Here is a 15,641-nt window from a genome sequence, read left to right as displayed (position 1 = left end):
CCGGAGCCGGCCCCGCCGCGCGCGCTCCGTTCCACAGGAGACATTCGTGCATCGCGACAACGATTCGAACGCACTGGCCGCCACGCTGATCGCCCGGGCCGAGGCGCTGGCGCCGACGCTGGCCGGCCGCGCCGCGCAGGCGGAAGCGCAGGGCCGCCTCCCGGCCGAGACGATCGCCGACATGCAGGCCGCCGGCTTCTTCAAGGTGCTGCAGCCGAAGCGCTATGGCGGCTACGAGCTCGATCCGCAGGCCTTCTTCGACATCCAGATGGCGCTCGCGCGCGGCTGCATGTCGACCGCGTGGGTGTACGGCGTCGTCGGCGTGCACAACTGGCAGCTCGCGCTGTTCGACGAGCACGCGCAGCAGGACGTGTGGGGCGACGATCCGGCGACGCTGATCGCGTCGACCTACATGCCGGTCGGCCGCGTGAGCCCGGTCGACGGCGGCTTCCGCCTGTCGGGCCACTGGAAGTTCTCGAGCGGCAGCGAACTGTGCGAATGGGTGTTCCTCGGCGCGCTGGTGCCGCCGGCCGAAGCCGGCCAGCCGCCGGAATACCGGACCTTCCTGCTGCCGAAATCCGATTACCGGATCCAGCAGGACTGGGATGTGCTCGGCCTGCGCGCGACGGGCAGCCACGACATCGTCGTCGACGACGTGTTCGTGCCCGCGTACCGCACGCACAAGGCGATCGACGGGATGATGGGCACGAGCCCCGGCCTGGCGGTCAACGACGCGCCGCTGTTCAAGCTGCCGTTCGCGCAGATCTTCGTGCGCGCGGTGTGCACGTCGTGCATCGGCGCGCTGCAGGGCGCGCTCGACGATTTCACCGGCTATGCGGCCACGCGCGTGTCGGCCAACAGCGGCGCGAAGACGACCGACGATCCGGGCGCGCAAAACGCCTGCGCGAACGCGGCCGTCGCGATCGACGAGATGAAGGTGCTGCTCAAGCGCAATTTCGCCGAGCTGATGGCGTCGGTCACCGGCGGCCCGGCCGTGTCGATCGAGCGCCGCGTGCATTTCCGCTACCAGTCCGCGCAGGTCGCCGAGCGCTGCGCGCAGGCCGCGAACGCGCTGCTGCGCTATGCGGGCGGCAACGGCATCTATCACCGCAATCCGCTGGTGCGCCGTTTCCTCGACCTGCATGCGGCCCGCGCGCACTACGCGAACAACGTAGACCGTTTCGGCCAGAACCTCGGCGCCGTGATGCTCGGCCGCGAGAACACGGATTTCTTCATCTGACGGGGCCGAGATGAACGACACGCAAGCACAGCAATACGCGTTCGACGTGGTGGTGGTCGGTTCGGGCGCCGGCGCGCTGCTCGCCGCATGCCGCGCGGCCGACCGCGGCCTGTCCGTCGTCGTGATCGAGAAGACGGCGTTGTACGGCGGCACGTCGGCCGTATCGGGCGGCGGCATCTGGGTGCCGTGCAACCACCATATCGCCGAGCTCGGCGCGACCGATTCGCGCGAGGCCGCGCGCCGCTACATCGACGCGTGCGTGGCCGGCGCGTCGACGCCCGACAAGCTCGACGCGTATCTCGACCGCGCGCCGGAGATGCTGCGCTACCTGGAATCGAAGACGCCCGTACGCTACCAGGCGCTGCCGAAGTACGCGGACTATTTCCAGAAGCTGCCGGGCGCGATGCCGGGCTATCGCGCGCTCGACCCGCTGCCGTTCGACGGCGGGCTGCTCGGCGACGAGCTCGACCGGTTGCGGCCGCCGTCGCCCGGCACGCTGATCGGCGGGCGCGTCGCGGTGACGTCGAAGGAAGCGCACACGCTGTTCTCGCGCGGGCCCGGCTTCATGAAGCTCGCGATCGCGCAGTTCGGCCGCTACTGGCTGGATATCGGCATGCGCCGCCGCACGCGGCGCGACCGGCGCCTGACGCTCGGCAATGCGCTGATCGGCGGGCTGCGCCGCGCGCTGCTCGACCGCAACGTGCCGGTGTGGCTCGACACGCCGATGCGCGACCTGCTCGACGTGGACGGCCGCGTGACAGGCGTGCGTGCGCAGCGCTTCGGGCAGCCCGTGACGATCGCCGCGCGGCGCGGCGTGATCCTCGGCGCGGGCGGCTTCGAGCGCAACCAGCCGATGCGCGAACGCTACCTGCCGCAGCCGACGCAGGCGCATTGGAGCGCGACGCCGCCGTCCAACACCGGCGACGCGATCGCCGAAGGCCACCGGCTCGGCGGCGCGCTGGCGCTGATGGAGCACGTATGGGGCGCGCCGACGGTCGGTGTCGCCGGCGAGGAGAAGCAGCGCGCGCTGTTCGTCGAACGCAACTTGCCGGGCTGCGTGATCGTCAACCGCCTCGGCAAGCGCTTCGTCAACGAAGCCGCGCCGTATTCCGAATTCGTGCCGGCGATGTATCGCGACCATGCGCGCACCGGCGTGAGCGTACCGGCGTGGATGGTGTTCGACGCGCGCTTTCGCCGCAAGTATCCGTGCGGGCCGATCATGCCGGCGTCGATCATGCCCGACGCGAAGATTCCGGCCGCGTTTCGCGACGTGCTCGTGAAGGCCGGCACGATCGACGCGCTCGCCGCGCGGATCGGCGTCGATGCGGCCGGCCTGCACGACACGCTGCGCGATATGGCGCGCTATGCGGCCACCGGTATCGACGAAGCGTTCGGCAAGGGCGACAACGCGTTCGATACGTACTACGGCGATCCGCGGAACCAGCCGAACCCGTGCGTCGGGCCGGTCGACCAGGCGCCGTTCTACGCGGTGAGGATCGATGCGGGCGACATCGGCACGAAGGGCGGGCTCGTCACCGACGCGCTGGCCCGCGTGCTGCGCGCCGACGGCGAGCCGATCGACGGCCTCTACGCAATCGGCAACACCAGCGCATCGGTGATGGGCGCGAGCTACCCCGGCGCAGGCTCGACGCTCGGCCCGGCGATGACCTTCGGGGTGATCGCCGCCGACCACCTGGCCGCGCAGGCGGCCGATGCCGGCGGCCGGCCAGCCCGGCCATCCACGACTGAACTTGACGGAGTACGACCATGAGCGATCTCACCACCCATCCGCTGCGCACCGACATGCTGCTCGCGATGCGCCGCCTCGCGCGCTCCGTCACGGTCATCAGCAGCGCGCACGACGGCCGGCGCTACTCGATGTCCGCGACGGCGGTCGATTCGCTGTCGACCGATCCGCCGTCGCTGCTGATCTGCATCAACCGCACCGCGTCGCTGTATCCGCCGCTCGATGCGGGCGCACCGTTCTGCGTGAACGTGCTGTCGGCGCGCCACGAAGGCGTCGCGATCGACTGCAGCGGCCGGCTGAAGGGCGAAGCGCGCTTCACGACCGGCGACTGGCACACGTCGCCGCACGGCGTGCCGTATCTGCGCGACTCGCAGGCAAGCCTCGTGTGCGAGCAGGACGGCCGCTTCGAGTACGGCACGCATACGGTGTTCATCGGGCGCATCCGCGAGGTGCTGATGAGCGGCGAGGTCGATCCGCTCGTCTATCTCGACGGCGCCTATACGACGCCCGGCGCGCCCGCGAGCCGTGTGGCCGCGTGACGTGAGGAACCGGCCATGAGCGATTCACGCTTTCACCGGCTCACCGTTGCCGAAGTGATTGCCGAAAGCGACGACGCGTGCTCGTTCGTGTTCGACGTACCGGCCGCGTTGCGTGACGCATTCGCGTACCGGCCCGGGCAGTTCCTGACGCTGAACGTGCCGTGCGCGGACGCGAGCGTCGCGCGCTGCTATTCGCTGTCGAGCGCACCCGGCATCGACGCCGCGCCGAAGATCACCGTCAAGCGCGTGCGCGACGGCCGCGCGTCGAACTGGCTGTGCGACCGCGTGCACGCGGGCGACGCGCTCGACGTGCTGCCGCCGGCCGGCGTGTTCACGCCGCGCACGCTCGACGGCGACCTGCTGCTGTTCGCGGGCGGCAGCGGCATCACGCCCGTACTGTCGATCCTGAAATCGGCGCTCGTGCACGGGCGCGGGATGCTGACGCTGATCTATGCGAACCGCGACGAGCGTTCGGTGATTTTCCGCGGCGAGCTGCAGCAGCTCGCGCAGCGCCATCCGGGGCGCGTGCGCGTGATCCACTGGCTCGACAGCGTGCAGGGCATCCCGCAGCAGCGCCATCTCGAGGAACTCGCGCGGCCGTTCAGCCAGCAGGAGACGTTCATCTGCGGGCCCGCGCTGTTCATGGAGAACGCGCTGGCCGCGATGCTCGGCCTCGGGCTGCCGCGTGCGCGCGTGCACGTCGAGCGTTTCGCGTCGCTGCCCGATGCGCCGGCGCAGGCCGATACCGTGGCGTCGGCCGAGGCAACGGCGGCGCCCGGCGACGGCGCGGCGATCGAGACGGTGCTCGACGGCGACGCGTTCGCGTTCGACAGCGCGCCCGGCGAAACGCTGCTCGACGCGATGCTGCGCGCGGGCGTGCCGGCGCCGAATTCCTGCCGGATGGGGCAATGCGGCGCGTGCATGTGCCGGATCGAGCGCGGCGAGGTCGCGCTCGACAGCAACCACGTGCTCGACGACGACGAGATCGCGGCCGGCTGGACGCTTGCCTGTTGCGCGCGGCCCGCGAGCGAAGCGCTGCGCGTGGTGTTTCCCGACTGAGCCGCGGCGCGCCGGCGGCGCGCACGGCAATCCTGATGCCTATGACGATGGACAATGAAATCCTGACGACGCCCGCGCTGATCGCGCGGGCTGCCGCGCGCCACGGCGCGCATCCGGCGATCGAGTCGGAGCATGGCCGGCTGACCTACGCGGCACTCGACGCCGCGCGCCTCGATGCGGCCCGCGCACTGCTGGCAAGCGGCATCGAGGCCGGCGACCGCATCGCGGTCTGGGCGCCGAACCTGCCGCAATGGATCGTCGCGGCGCTGGCGATCCACACCGTCGGCGCGATCCTCGTGCCGGTCAATACGCGGATGAAGGGGATGGAGGTCAGCGGCATCCTGCACGACGGTGGCGTGCGGCTGCTGTTCTGCTGCGGCACCTTCCTCGGCGAATCGTATCCGGCGATGCTCGCGCCGCACCGGCCCGCGACGCTCGAGCGCGTCGTCGTGTTCGACGGCGAGCCGCCGCCCGGCGCGCGCGACGAGACCTGGAACGCGTTCCTCGCGCGCGGCGCGGCGGTGCCGCTGGCCGCGGTGCGCGAACGTGAGGCGCGGGTGACGCCCGACACCGTGATGGACCTGATGTTCACGTCCGGCACGACGGGTCGCCCGAAGGGCGTGATGACCGCGCACGGCCAGAACCTGCGCGCCGCGCAGGCGTGGGCGACGATCGCGGGCGTGCGTCACGACGACCGCTACCTGATCGTCAATCCGTTCTTCCATACGTTCGGCTACAAGGCCGGCTGGCTCGCCGCGCTGTCGAGCGGCGCGACCGTGCTGCCGCATCTCGTGTTCCAGCCGGCCGACGTGCTGCGGCGCGTCGCCGACGATCGCGTGTCGGTGCTGCCCGGCCCGCCGACGCTGTACTACGCGCTGCTCGACGCGCCCGATCGCGCGACGCGCGACCTGTCGTCGCTGCGGATCGCGGTAACGGGCGCGGCGGCGATCGCGCCGAGCCTGATCGAGCGGATGCGCGTGGAACTCGGCTTCGAGACGGTGCTGACCGGCTACGGGCTGACCGAATCGTGCGGCTTCGCGACGCTGTGCCGTGAAGGCGACGATGCGGAGACGGTTGCCTATACGTCGGGCCGGCCGATGCCGGAGGTCGAGCTGCGCATCGCGGGGCCGGGCGGCGAGCCGCTCGGGCCGGACGAGACCGGCGAGATCTGGGTGCGCGGCTACAACGTGATGCGCGGCTACTTCAACCAGCCGGACGCGACGCGCGAGGCCGTCGATGCGGAGGGCTGGCTGCATACGGGCGATCTCGGCTGCGTCGACGCGAACGGCAACCTGAAGATCACCGACCGCATCAAGGACATGTTCATCGTCGGCGGCTTCAACTGCTATCCGGCGGAGATCGAGCGGCTGCTCGCCGCGCATCCGGCGATCGCGCAGGTCGCGCTGGTCGGCGTGCCCGACACGCGGCTGGGCGAAGTCGGGCACGCGTATGTCGTGCTGCGGCCGGGCGCGCATGCCGACACCGACGAACTGAACGACTGGGCGCGCCGCAACATGGCGAACTACAAGGTGCCGCGGCATTTCACGTTCGTCGAGCAACTGCCGACGAGCGCCGCGGGGAAGGTGCTGAAGTACCGGCTGCGCGCGGGGACCGAGGCGGCGGCCTGATCGACGAAGCAGCAGAAGCGGACGAACGGGATGAATGCATGAACGACAACGGGTTTCCGCAGGGCGCTGTGCTGGTATTCGGCGGCAGCGGTGGGATCGGGCAGGGCGTCACCATCTGTTCGTCGGTAAACCGGCCCTTCTTCATGACTTCCTTTCTCCGCTGGGGCAGGTCACGCCGGCGAGATGAGCAGACGGCCCGACTGCAATCGCGATTTTTCCTTGAACACCGTTGCGGGGACTTTCCAGCCGGGCATGGGCGAGCGGAATGTCGGCAAGCGAATAGACTGCGCCGACGTGTGGCCGCAACTGACCTCGCAGGATCAATGCGCTCAACTCATCGAGCTTCCCGCGGTTTTGTCGTGTGAACACGAAGTGATAACTCGCGTTCTTGCCCCACGCCTGAAGGACGTTTTGCGGCTGTGCGATGTCCACGATCGTGACGACGCGGCCGAGTTGCGCGAGCGTGTCGGGGCTGCGCGACAATGTGTTGCCGCCGATAGTGTCGAACACGACATCGACTCCGCGGCCACCCGTTTCCCGCATGATGACGTCGACATAGTCCTCCTTTTCGTAGTCGATTATCACGTCGGCCCCCAGGCTTCGTGCGAACTCGAAGTTGGCTTCGCGCACGGTTGTGAACACCCTTGCGCCGATGGCTTTTGCGAGCTGGATCGCCACATGACCGACGCCGCCCGCGCCGCCGTGTACCAGAATGCTTTCCCCCACGCTTAGCGCCGCTCGCACGACCAGTGCTTCCCACGCCGTCCCGCCAACCAGGGTCAGGCTTGCCGCTTCAAGATGGCTCAGCGACGGCGGCTTCTTCCCGACAATGTTTTCGGCGGCAACGTGGTACTCGGCATAACTTCCCGGCCCGTCAAATATTTGCGGGGTGTACCAGACTTCGTCTCCTGGAGAGAAGGTCGTCACGCCCGGCCCGACTTCCTCGACCACGCCGGAGACGTCGTGTCCGGTAATGGCCGGTAGTCGTACCAGGTCCGGATAGTCGCCCCGTCGGACCTGGTAATCCAGCGGATTGATGGACGTTGCATGTACCCGGACCAGGACTTGTCCCGTCTGCGGGACAGGTTTGGGCACGTCGCAAAGTTCGAACGATTCCGGGCCGCCAAATGACTTGAGTCGCATTGCTTTCATCGCACATCCTCGTTTCGGTAAAAAGGGATATCGGGAATTGTCGATATAATGGGGTAAAAAATTACAGTTCTTTCCCGATGGTCTTGGCAAGCGCACTGATGGCTGCTTCGTTGCGCTTGTAGTAGGTCCACTGACCGATGCGCCTGACTTCGACCAGGCCTGCCCGTTGCAGGGTTGCAAGATAATCGGACACCGTTGACTGCGACAGTCCGACACCTTCTTGAATACTGCTGACGCAGACGCCCACCGTCAGAACGTCACCTTCATCCTGCGGAGGGAAGTTCTTCGCGGGATCCTTCAACCCTTGCAGGATTTCAAGGCGTGTACGGTTCGAGAGGGCTTTGAATATTTCGAGCAAGTCCATCACGCGATCATATCGAAATTTACCGATATGTCAATGCGAGCGCCTGCCGCCGTCATGCGGGGTCTTTTTGAACCGGCCTCCAGGCGGTTGAGTTGTCGTGGTGCGTACCGACCGGCGGCGGTGAATGACGCCGTACCACGCAAGCATCCTGCCGCGAATAGCCATTCGGCCGTCTATTTCATTGCTTCGATCCGGCTTACCTTGCTGACAGCAGTTCGACGTGTCGGGCGAGCGGCGGAAGCGGGATGGATTCATGCTGCCGTTGCTGCTCGCCGACGCCAACCACCGCCTTCCATTCATCGTGACGATGATAGCAATGCTTGCAATCCACCGTCATGGCGCTATCATTGATAGCAACCTGAATGGAGGTAACCATGGCAAATCTACTGGTGCGTAACGTGGAAGACAGTATCGTTCAGAGCCTGCGCGAGCAGGCTGCGGCAAACGGCCGGAGCGCCGAAGCGGAGCATCGGGCCATCCTGGCCGATGCGCTCGGCCGGCCGAAGCGGCGGACATTTGCGCAAGCGCTGATGAGCATGCCCGAGGTTGGCGAAGACGCGGATTTCCAACGTGTTCAGGATTCCGGCGAGGTCAGGCGTGTTTTTGATTGATACGAATGTCATCAGCGAAATCAGGAAGGGCAAGCGAACCAACCGCGGCGTGCGGGCGTTCTTCAGGCAGGCCGAAGCCCACGCGAGCCCGCTTTACCTGTCCGTCGTGACGGTGGCCGAGCTTCGGCGCGGCGTCGACCTGGTCCGTCATCGCGGCGATCACAGCCAGGCGTCGGCGCTCGAAGCCTGGATCGCGATGATCCTGTCCGGCTATGCGCCGAACATCCTGCCGGTCGATATCGAGATCGGCCAGATGTGGGGGCATTTGCGCGTGCCCGATCCGACCCACGAGCTCGACAAGCTGATCGCGGCCACCGCGCTGATCAACGATCTCACGGTGGTCACGCGCAACGTCGACGATTTTGCTCGTACCGGTGTCCGGTTGCTGAACCCGTTTGACTAGCGTCGCCGCGCCGGTCAGCGTTGCACGGCGATGATTCGGGCGGCGGCCGGCAGGCCGCCCCGGCTCGCACGCCGGCTCCCGTGATCGGGCCCGGCACGGCCGGCGCATGCGACGCGCCGGCACCGCCTTCCCCTCCGGCGCACGTTCCGCGTCGCAACTCCCGCCTTTTCTCGCCCGTCCTCTCGTCCCAACAGACGATGTAACGCCACCCCCGACCGGCCAGAATCCTTTCACGAACAACGGATTCTGAACCAGGAGGAGGCCGACATGATCGATGTCCGTGCGCTTGGCTATGTCGTCGTCGAGGCGACGCGCGTCGATGCGTGGCGCCGCTACGCGGAAGACGTGCTGGGCATGCAGGCGCTCGACGCGCCCGACGGCGCGCTGTACCTGAAGATGGACGAGCGCGATTTCCGCTACGTGATCGTCCCCGGCTCGACCGACCGCTATTTCGCGTCGGGCTGGGAACTGCCCGACGGCGCCGCGTTCGACGCCGCGCTGGCGGCCCTGCAGCGGGCGGGCGTCGAGCCGGTGCGCGCCACCCGCGACGAAGCCGCGCTGCGCCGCGTGCAGGCGATGGCGTGGTGCACCGACCCGTCCGGCAACCGTCACGAGCTGTACTGGGGCGCGCGCTGCGACTTCCGCCGCTTCGTGTCGCCGCTGGGCGTCGCGCGTTTCGTCACCGGCGACATGGGGCTCGGCCACGCGGTGCTGCCCGCGCCGCAGTTCGACGCGACCGACGCATTCGTGCGCGGCGTGCTCGGCTTCGAGCTGTCCGACATCTATCGCGTGAAGTTCACGCCCGATCCGGCCGAACCCGAAAAGCGCATCCATTTCATGCACTGCCGCAACGCGCGCCATCACAGCCTCGCGCTGTTCGAGATGGCCGTGCCGTCGGGCTGCGTGCACGTGATGGCCGAAGTCGACTCGATGGACGAAGTGGGCCGCGCGCTGGATCGCGTCGCCGCGCACGACGTGAAGATGTCCGCGACGCTCGGCCGGCACTGCAACGACCAGATGATCTCTTTCTACATGAAGACCCCCGGCGGCTTCGATCTCGAATACGGCTTCGGCGGCCTCACGGTCGACTGGTCGAAGCACGCGGTGTTCGAGGCCACCCAGGTGAGCCAGTGGGGCCACGATTTCAGCATCGGATACCGGTAAGCCAGCACGATGACGATGAAACCTCTCGACAAGACGATGTCCGCGCGCGACGTGGTCGCGCAACTCGCCGACGGCATGACGATAGGCATCGGCGGATGGGGGCCGCGGCGCAAGCCGATGGCGCTGGTGCGCGAAATCGCGCGCTCGAGCCTGAAGGACCTGACGGTCGTCGCGTACGGCGGCGCCGATGTCGGCCTGCTGTGCGCGGCGGGCAAGGTGCGCAAGGCGGTGTTCGGCTTCGTGTCGCTCGACGTGATTCCGCTCGAACCGCATTTCCGCCGGGCCCGTGAACAGGGCCGTATCGACGTGCTCGAACTCGACGAAGGGATGCTGCAGCTCGGCCTGCGCGCGGCCGCCGCGCGCCTGCCGTTCCTGCCGACCCGCGCCGGGCTCGGCACCGCGCTGCTCGATCACGCGCCGCAACTGCGTACGGTGAAATCGCCGTACGACGACGGCGAGACGCTGCTCGCGATGCCCGCGATCGAACTCGACGTCGCGCTGCTGCACGTGAACGCGGCCGACCGGATGGGCAACACGCGCATCGACGGCCCCGATCCGTTCTTCGATGCGTGGATGGCGCGCGCCGCGCAGCGCTGCTACGTGTCGGCCGAAACGGTCGACGCGTCGCTCGCGAGCGAAGACCTCGACGCCGCGAAACGCCATCCGTTCGAGCGCTCGCTCGTCACGGGCGTCGTGCACGCGCCGGGCGGCGCGCATCCGAGCTCGTGCGGGCCGGCCTACGGCTGGGACCTGCCGCACCTGCGCGCGTACTGCGCCAGCGCGGAAGACGACGCGAAGACGGCGGCGTACCTGCGCGACGTGGTCGGCCGGGACGAACGCCAGTACCTCGAAGGCGTCGGCGGGCTGTCGCACGTGACGACGCTGCCGTTGCCGATTCTGTAAAGGAGCGCCTGTGAGCGAATCTCTCGACCATACCCTCGCGGAACTGATGATCGTCGCGTCCGCGCGACTCTGGCGCGACGACGGCGAAGTGCTGGCGACCGGCATCGGCACGGGCCCGCGGCTCGCGGCTGGCCTCGCGCGGCTCGCGTACAACAACGGGCTGATGCTGACCGACGGCGAAGCGTATCTCGTCGAGGAGCCGGTGCCGCTCGGCCCGCGCTCCGACGGCTATCGCGTGAAGGCGAGCGGGTGGATGACGTACGAACGCGTGTTCGACTGCCTGTGGCACGGCCGCCGCCACGCGCTCGTGATGCCGACGCAGATCGACCGCTTCGGCCAGGCCAACATTTCGTGGCTTGGCGACGACTACGCGCAGCCGAAGACGCAGTTGCTCGGCGCGCGCGGCTTCCCCGGCAACACGACGAACCACGCGAACTCGTTCTTCGTCAGCGGCCACGGCAAGCGCACGTTCGTCGCGGGCGAAGTCGACATGGTGTGCACGGTCGGCTACAACCCCGCGCGCCGACTGCCCGGGATGAAGACCTTCGTCGACCTGCGCAGCATCGTCACCGACCTGTGCGTGATGGATTTCGGCGGGCCCGACCACGCGATCCGCGTGCGTTCGCTGCATCCGGGCGTGAGCTTCGACGAGGTGCAGGACGCGACGGGGTTCCCGCTGATCGCTGCGTCCGACATCGGCACGACGGCCGCGCCGAACCCGGAAGACCTGCGCATCGTGCGCTCGCTCGATCCGCACAACCTGCGCGCGACGATCGTGCGCAACAATCCGGCGCCGCGCCGAGGATGAGGCCCCACATGGAAGCGACCCGGATGACGTTCGGCGACGGTGTCGTCGACTACGCGGCAGAGGACGGCATCGCGACGATCACGATGAACCGTCCCGAGTATCACAACGCGCAGAACTCGAAGATGACGTATGCGCTCGACGCGGCGTTCCGGCGCGCGGCGCACGACGACGCGGTGAAGGCGATCGTGCTCGCGGGCGCCGGCAAGCACTTCTCGGCGGGGCACGATATCGGCACGCCGGGCCGCGACATCCACGAGTCGTTCGATCGCGCGTCGCTCTGGTACGACCACGTCGACAAGGACGGCGGCGAGTTCCTCTATGCGCGCGAGCAGGAGGTGTACCTCGGGATGTGCCGGCGCTGGCGCGACTTGCCGAAGCCGACGATCGCGATGGTGCAGGGCGCGTGCATCGCGGGCGGGTTGATGCTCGCGTGGGTGTGCGACCTGATCGTCGCGTCGGAGGATGCGTTCTTCGCCGATCCGGTCGTGCGGATGGGGATTCCGGGCGTCGAGTATTTCGCGCATGCGTACGAGCTGAACCCGCGCATCGCGAAGGAATTCCTGTTCCTCGGCGAGCGGATGCCGGCCGAGCGCGCGTACCAGATGGGGATGGTCAACCGCGTGGTGCCGCGCGAGCGCCTGCGCGATGCGACCTACGCGATCGCCGCGAAGATCGCGACGATGCCGCGCCTCGGGCTCACGCTGACCAAGCAGGCGCTGAACCACGTTGAGGAACTGCAGGGCAAGCGCGCGGCGATGGACGCGGCATTCGCGTGGCATCACTTCGCGCATGCGCATAACGAGCTCGTCAGCGGCGACCGCCTCGGCGGTTATGACGCGCGCAAGATGGCCAGCTCGCAGCGCCGGCCGGAACCGGCGGACGGCGAAGCGCTGGCCGACGCCGCACCGGTCGCCGTCAACGGAGCGGCCGCATGAGCACGACGCTGCATACCCCTTTGTGCGACCTGCTCGGCTGCCGCTACCCGATCGTGCAGACCGCGATGGGCTGGGTGGCCGACGCACGGCTCGTCGCGGCCACAAGCAACGCGGGCGGCTTCGGCTTCCTGGCCGGCGCGACGCTCGAGCCCGAACAGGTCGAGGCCGAGATCCTGAAGGTGAAGTCGCTGACGGACCAGCCGTTCGGCATCAATTTCCACATGTTCCAGAAGAACGCAGCGCAGGTGGTCGATCTCGCGATCAAGCACAGGCTGCGCGCGGTCAGCTATGGCCGCGGGCCGGACGCGAAGACGATCCGCCGCTTCAAGGACGCCGGCATCGTCTGCATGCCGACGGTCGGCGCGCCGAAGCACGCGGCGAAGGCGGTCGAACTCGGCGCGGACATCGTGACGGTGCAGGGCGCGGAAGGCGGCGGCCACACGGGCTCGGTGCCGACCACGCTGCTGCTGCCGAAAGTGCTCGACGCGGTGCGGGTGCCGGTCGTCGCGGCCGGCGGGTTCTTCGACGGGCGCGGGCTGGCGGCCGCACTCGCGTACGGCGCGGCCGGCATCGCGATGGGCACGCGCTTCCTGATGACCGCCGAATCGCCGGTGCCGCGCGAGACGCTCGACCGCTACGTCGCGGTCGGCGACCCGGCTCGGATCCGCGTATCGGAAGCGCTCGACGGGCTGCCGCAACGGATGATCGACAACCCGTACCTGCTGAAGCTCGAGCGCTTCGGCCCGCTGCGCCGCACGCTGTTCGCGCTGAAGACGGCCGAAGCTTGGCGGCGCCAGAACGGCCTGCGCACGAGCGACATGCTCGGCCTCGCGATCAAGGCGCTGCGCTCGCACGACTACACCGCCAGCCAGACGCTGATGGCCGCGAACGCGCCGTTCCTGATCCAGCGCGCGATCGTCGAAGGCCGCCCCGACGAGGGGGTGCTGCCGAGCGGCCAGGCGGCCGCGATGATCGGCGCGATCGAATCGTGCGACGCATTGATCGCGCGGATCGTCGCGGAGGCCGGCGAGCGGCTCGACGCACTGGCCGCGCTGCGTAGCGCGCCGGCAGCGCAGGCCGCGTGAACACAATCACAGGGAGGCAGAGGAGATGACAGCATCCAACCAACCGGCCGGCGCGACGCCGTTCCGGATCGATCGCGCCGACGGCATCGCCGAACTGGTGATCGCCCAGCCGCCCGTGAATGCGCTCGACGCGCAGGGCTGGCATGCGCTCGCCCGTGCGCTCGACGCGCTCGGCGCGGACGACGACGTGCGCGTGATCGTCGTGCGCGGCGAAGGCCGCGGCTTCTGCGCGGGCGTCGACATCAAGGAGCTGGCCGCGCATCCGGAGCGGATCGTGTCGGTCAACGCGGGCAACTACGAGACGTTCCGCGCGGTGCACCGCAACCCGAAGCCGGTGATCGCGGCGGTGCACGGCTTCGTGCTCGGCGGCGGGATCGGCATCTGCGGCGCGGCGGACATCGTCGTCGCGGCCGACTGCGCGCGCTTCGGCGTGCCCGAGATCGACCGCGGCGCGATGGGCGGCGGCGCGCACCTGCAGCGGCTGTTCGGCGTACAGAAGGTGCGCACGATGTACTTCACGGGCGAGATGATCGACGCGGCCGAAGCGTACCGGCTCGGCGCGATCGAGCAGGTCGTCGCGCGCGACGCGCTGCGCGACGCGGCGCTCGCGATCGCCCGCAGGATCGCCGAGAAGAGCCCGGCGATGGTCCGGCTAGCGAAGGAAGCGCTGAACGGCGTCGAGGACGGCGATCTCGAGGACAAGTACCGCTGGGAGCAGGGCTTCACGCTGCAGGCGTACATGACGAACGACTCGACCGAGGCGCGCGCCGCGTTCGTCGAGAAGCGCGACGCGCGCTTCGACGCGCAGGCGAGCGCCGGGGAGGCACGCGCATGAACCTGACCTATACGCCGCAGCAGCAGGCGTTCCGCGCGGAAATCCGCGCATGGCTCGCCGCGCACGTGCCGCGCGAGCGGCTGCCGAGTTTCGATACCGAGGCAGGCTTCGCCGCACACCGCGAATGGGAGCGCACGCTGCACTCGGGCCGCTGGAGCATGGTCACGTGGCCGCGCGAGCTGGGCGGGCGCGGCTGCGACCTGATCGAGTGGCTGATCTTCGAGGAAGAGTACTGGCGCGCCGACGCGCCGATGCGCGTGAACCAGAACGGCATCTTCCTGCTCGGCCCGACGCTGATGGATTTCGGCACCGCGGAGCAGAAGGCGCGCTTCCTGCCGGCGATGGCGGCCGGCGAGCACGTGTGGGCGCAGGGCTGGTCGGAGCCTAACGCGGGCTCGGACATGGCCGCGATCCGCACGACGGCGATCCGCATCGGCGACGAATACGTGCTGAACGGCCAGAAGATCTGGTCGACCCGCGCGGTGTGGGCCGACTGGCTGTTCGGGCTGTTCCGCAGCGATCCCGAATCGTCGCGCCACCACGGGCTCACGTTCCTGATGGTGCCGCTGTCCGCGCCGGGCATCACCGTGCGGCCGATCCGGCAGCTGAACGGGCAGACCGGTTTCGCGGAAATTTTCTTCGACGACGTGCGCGTGCCGGTCGGGAACCGGCTCGCGGCCGAAGGCGCGGGCTGGCAGGTCGCGATGGCGACGGCCGGTTTCGAGCGCGGGCTGATGCTGCGTTCGCCCGCGCGCTTCCAGCGCACCGCGCAGGCGCTGCGCGACCTGTATCTCGCGCATCGCGACAGCGCGGACCGCGACCCGACGCTGCGCGAGCGCGTGGTGTCGGCGTGGATGGATGCGCAGGCGTATGCGCTGTCGACCTACGCGACCGCGAGCCGGCTGCTGAAGGGCGGCCACATCGGCGCGGAGTCGAGCACCAACAAGGTGTTCTGGTCGGAGCTCGACCTGCGCATGCACCAGACCGCGCTCGACATCCTCGGCGCGCACGGCGAGGTCGTCCCGCAGACGCCCGCGCAGCACGCGACGCTCGGCCACTGGCTCGACGGTTTCCTGTTCGCGCAGGCCGGCACGATCTACGCGGGCACCAACGAGATCCAGCGCAACATCGTCGCCGAACGGATGCTCGGCATGCCGCGCGCGTAACG

At 68.8% G+C, this 15,641-nt stretch carries 17 protein-coding genes; 14 read left to right on the top strand and 3 right to left on the bottom strand.

What is annotated here, in order from left to right; translation table 11 throughout:
- Window positions 1–46: 46 nt before the first annotated feature.
- From BFF94_RS09785 to BFF94_RS09765, 5 genes are read left to right on the top strand one after another with little or no spacing between them, the layout of a single operon-like run.
- Entirely contained in the window at window positions 47–1,240 is a 1,194-nt protein-coding gene (locus BFF94_RS09785) for an acyl-CoA dehydrogenase family protein (RefSeq protein WP_128843880.1), read from the top strand.
- 10 nt (window positions 1,241–1,250) lie between these two features.
- Window positions 1,251–3,011: an FAD-dependent oxidoreductase gene (locus tag BFF94_RS09780; RefSeq protein ID WP_219139256.1), complete on the top strand. Its 1,761-nt coding sequence runs from the start codon at window positions 1,251–1,253 to the stop codon at window positions 3,009–3,011.
- On the top strand, window positions 3,008–3,526 hold the full coding sequence (locus BFF94_RS09775) for a flavin reductase family protein (protein WP_128843879.1): 519 nt from the start codon (window positions 3,008–3,010) through the stop codon (window positions 3,524–3,526). Before BFF94_RS09780 ends, BFF94_RS09775 begins: the two co-directional genes overlap by 4 nt.
- Before the next feature lie 15 nt (window positions 3,527–3,541).
- Window positions 3,542–4,585, top strand: coding sequence for a ferredoxin--NADP reductase (locus tag BFF94_RS09770; RefSeq protein WP_128843878.1), 1,044 nt, complete (start codon window positions 3,542–3,544; stop codon window positions 4,583–4,585).
- Window positions 4,586–4,626: 41 nt separating this feature from the next.
- The gene (locus BFF94_RS09765; RefSeq protein ID WP_281426126.1) at window positions 4,627–6,213 is read left to right on the top strand and encodes a FadD3 family acyl-CoA ligase; all 1,587 of its coding nucleotides are present in this window, start codon (window positions 4,627–4,629) and stop codon (window positions 6,211–6,213) included.
- 141 nt (window positions 6,214–6,354) lie between these two features.
- On the opposite strand, the gene BFF94_RS09760 is transcribed toward BFF94_RS09765, so the two are convergent.
- The 3 genes from BFF94_RS09760 to BFF94_RS09750 form a co-directional block, all read right to left on the bottom strand.
- The gene (locus BFF94_RS09760) at window positions 6,355–7,365 is read right to left on the bottom strand and encodes a zinc-dependent alcohol dehydrogenase family protein (RefSeq protein WP_128841336.1); all 1,011 of its coding nucleotides are present in this window, start codon (window positions 7,363–7,365) and stop codon (window positions 6,355–6,357) included.
- A gap of 61 nt (window positions 7,366–7,426) precedes the next feature.
- On the bottom strand, window positions 7,427–7,729 hold the full coding sequence (locus tag BFF94_RS09755; protein WP_128841335.1) for an ArsR/SmtB family transcription factor: 303 nt from the start codon (window positions 7,727–7,729) through the stop codon (window positions 7,427–7,429).
- Window positions 7,730–7,925: 196 nt separating this feature from the next.
- Window positions 7,926–8,105, bottom strand: coding sequence for a hypothetical protein (locus tag BFF94_RS09750; protein ID WP_128841334.1), 180 nt, complete (start codon window positions 8,103–8,105; stop codon window positions 7,926–7,928).
- Between BFF94_RS09750 and BFF94_RS09745 the strand changes: the two genes are divergently transcribed.
- From BFF94_RS09745 to BFF94_RS09705, 9 genes are all read left to right on the top strand, one after another.
- Complete coding sequence (locus BFF94_RS09745; protein ID WP_128841333.1) at window positions 8,104–8,340, top strand: FitA-like ribbon-helix-helix domain-containing protein; 237 nt, start codon at window positions 8,104–8,106, stop codon at window positions 8,338–8,340. The two genes, BFF94_RS09750 and BFF94_RS09745, sit on opposite strands and share 2 nt — an antisense overlap.
- The gene (locus BFF94_RS09740; RefSeq protein WP_201260341.1) at window positions 8,327–8,743 is read left to right on the top strand and encodes a type II toxin-antitoxin system VapC family toxin; all 417 of its coding nucleotides are present in this window, start codon (window positions 8,327–8,329) and stop codon (window positions 8,741–8,743) included. The genes BFF94_RS09745 and BFF94_RS09740 overlap by 14 nt, the downstream gene beginning before the upstream one ends.
- A 267-nt stretch (window positions 8,744–9,010) precedes the next feature.
- Entirely contained in the window at window positions 9,011–9,907 is an 897-nt protein-coding gene (locus BFF94_RS09735) for a VOC family protein (protein ID WP_128841331.1), read from the top strand.
- Between the two features lie 9 nt (window positions 9,908–9,916).
- Window positions 9,917–10,810 carry a CoA transferase subunit A gene (locus tag BFF94_RS09730; protein ID WP_128841330.1) on the top strand — a complete coding sequence of 298 codons (894 nt, stop codon included), beginning with the start codon at window positions 9,917–9,919 and terminating at the stop codon, window positions 10,808–10,810.
- Window positions 10,811–10,820: 10 nt separating this feature from the next.
- Window positions 10,821–11,618, top strand: coding sequence for a CoA-transferase subunit beta (locus BFF94_RS09725; RefSeq protein WP_128841329.1), 798 nt, complete (start codon window positions 10,821–10,823; stop codon window positions 11,616–11,618).
- An 8-nt stretch (window positions 11,619–11,626) separates the two neighbouring features.
- A complete protein-coding gene (locus tag BFF94_RS09720) occupies window positions 11,627–12,553 on the top strand; it encodes an enoyl-CoA hydratase (protein ID WP_128841328.1) in 927 nt (308 codons plus the stop codon).
- Window positions 12,550–13,638 carry an NAD(P)H-dependent flavin oxidoreductase gene (locus BFF94_RS09715; RefSeq protein ID WP_219139255.1) on the top strand — a complete coding sequence of 363 codons (1,089 nt, stop codon included), beginning with the start codon at window positions 12,550–12,552 and terminating at the stop codon, window positions 13,636–13,638. Before BFF94_RS09720 ends, BFF94_RS09715 begins: the two co-directional genes overlap by 4 nt.
- A 25-nt stretch (window positions 13,639–13,663) precedes the next feature.
- Entirely contained in the window at window positions 13,664–14,473 is an 810-nt protein-coding gene (locus tag BFF94_RS09710) for an enoyl-CoA hydratase family protein (protein ID WP_219139254.1), read from the top strand.
- On the top strand, window positions 14,470–15,639 hold the full coding sequence (locus tag BFF94_RS09705; RefSeq protein ID WP_128841326.1) for an acyl-CoA dehydrogenase family protein: 1,170 nt from the start codon (window positions 14,470–14,472) through the stop codon (window positions 15,637–15,639). Before BFF94_RS09710 ends, BFF94_RS09705 begins: the two co-directional genes overlap by 4 nt.
- Window positions 15,640–15,641 lie beyond the last annotated feature (2 nt).

It is taken from the genome of Burkholderia catarinensis (genome assembly GCF_001883705.2).
Classification (GTDB): domain Bacteria; phylum Pseudomonadota; class Gammaproteobacteria; order Burkholderiales; family Burkholderiaceae; genus Burkholderia; species Burkholderia catarinensis.
The sequence above is the reverse complement of the archived record's forward strand: the minus strand, read 5'-3'. Positions and strand labels throughout refer to the sequence as shown.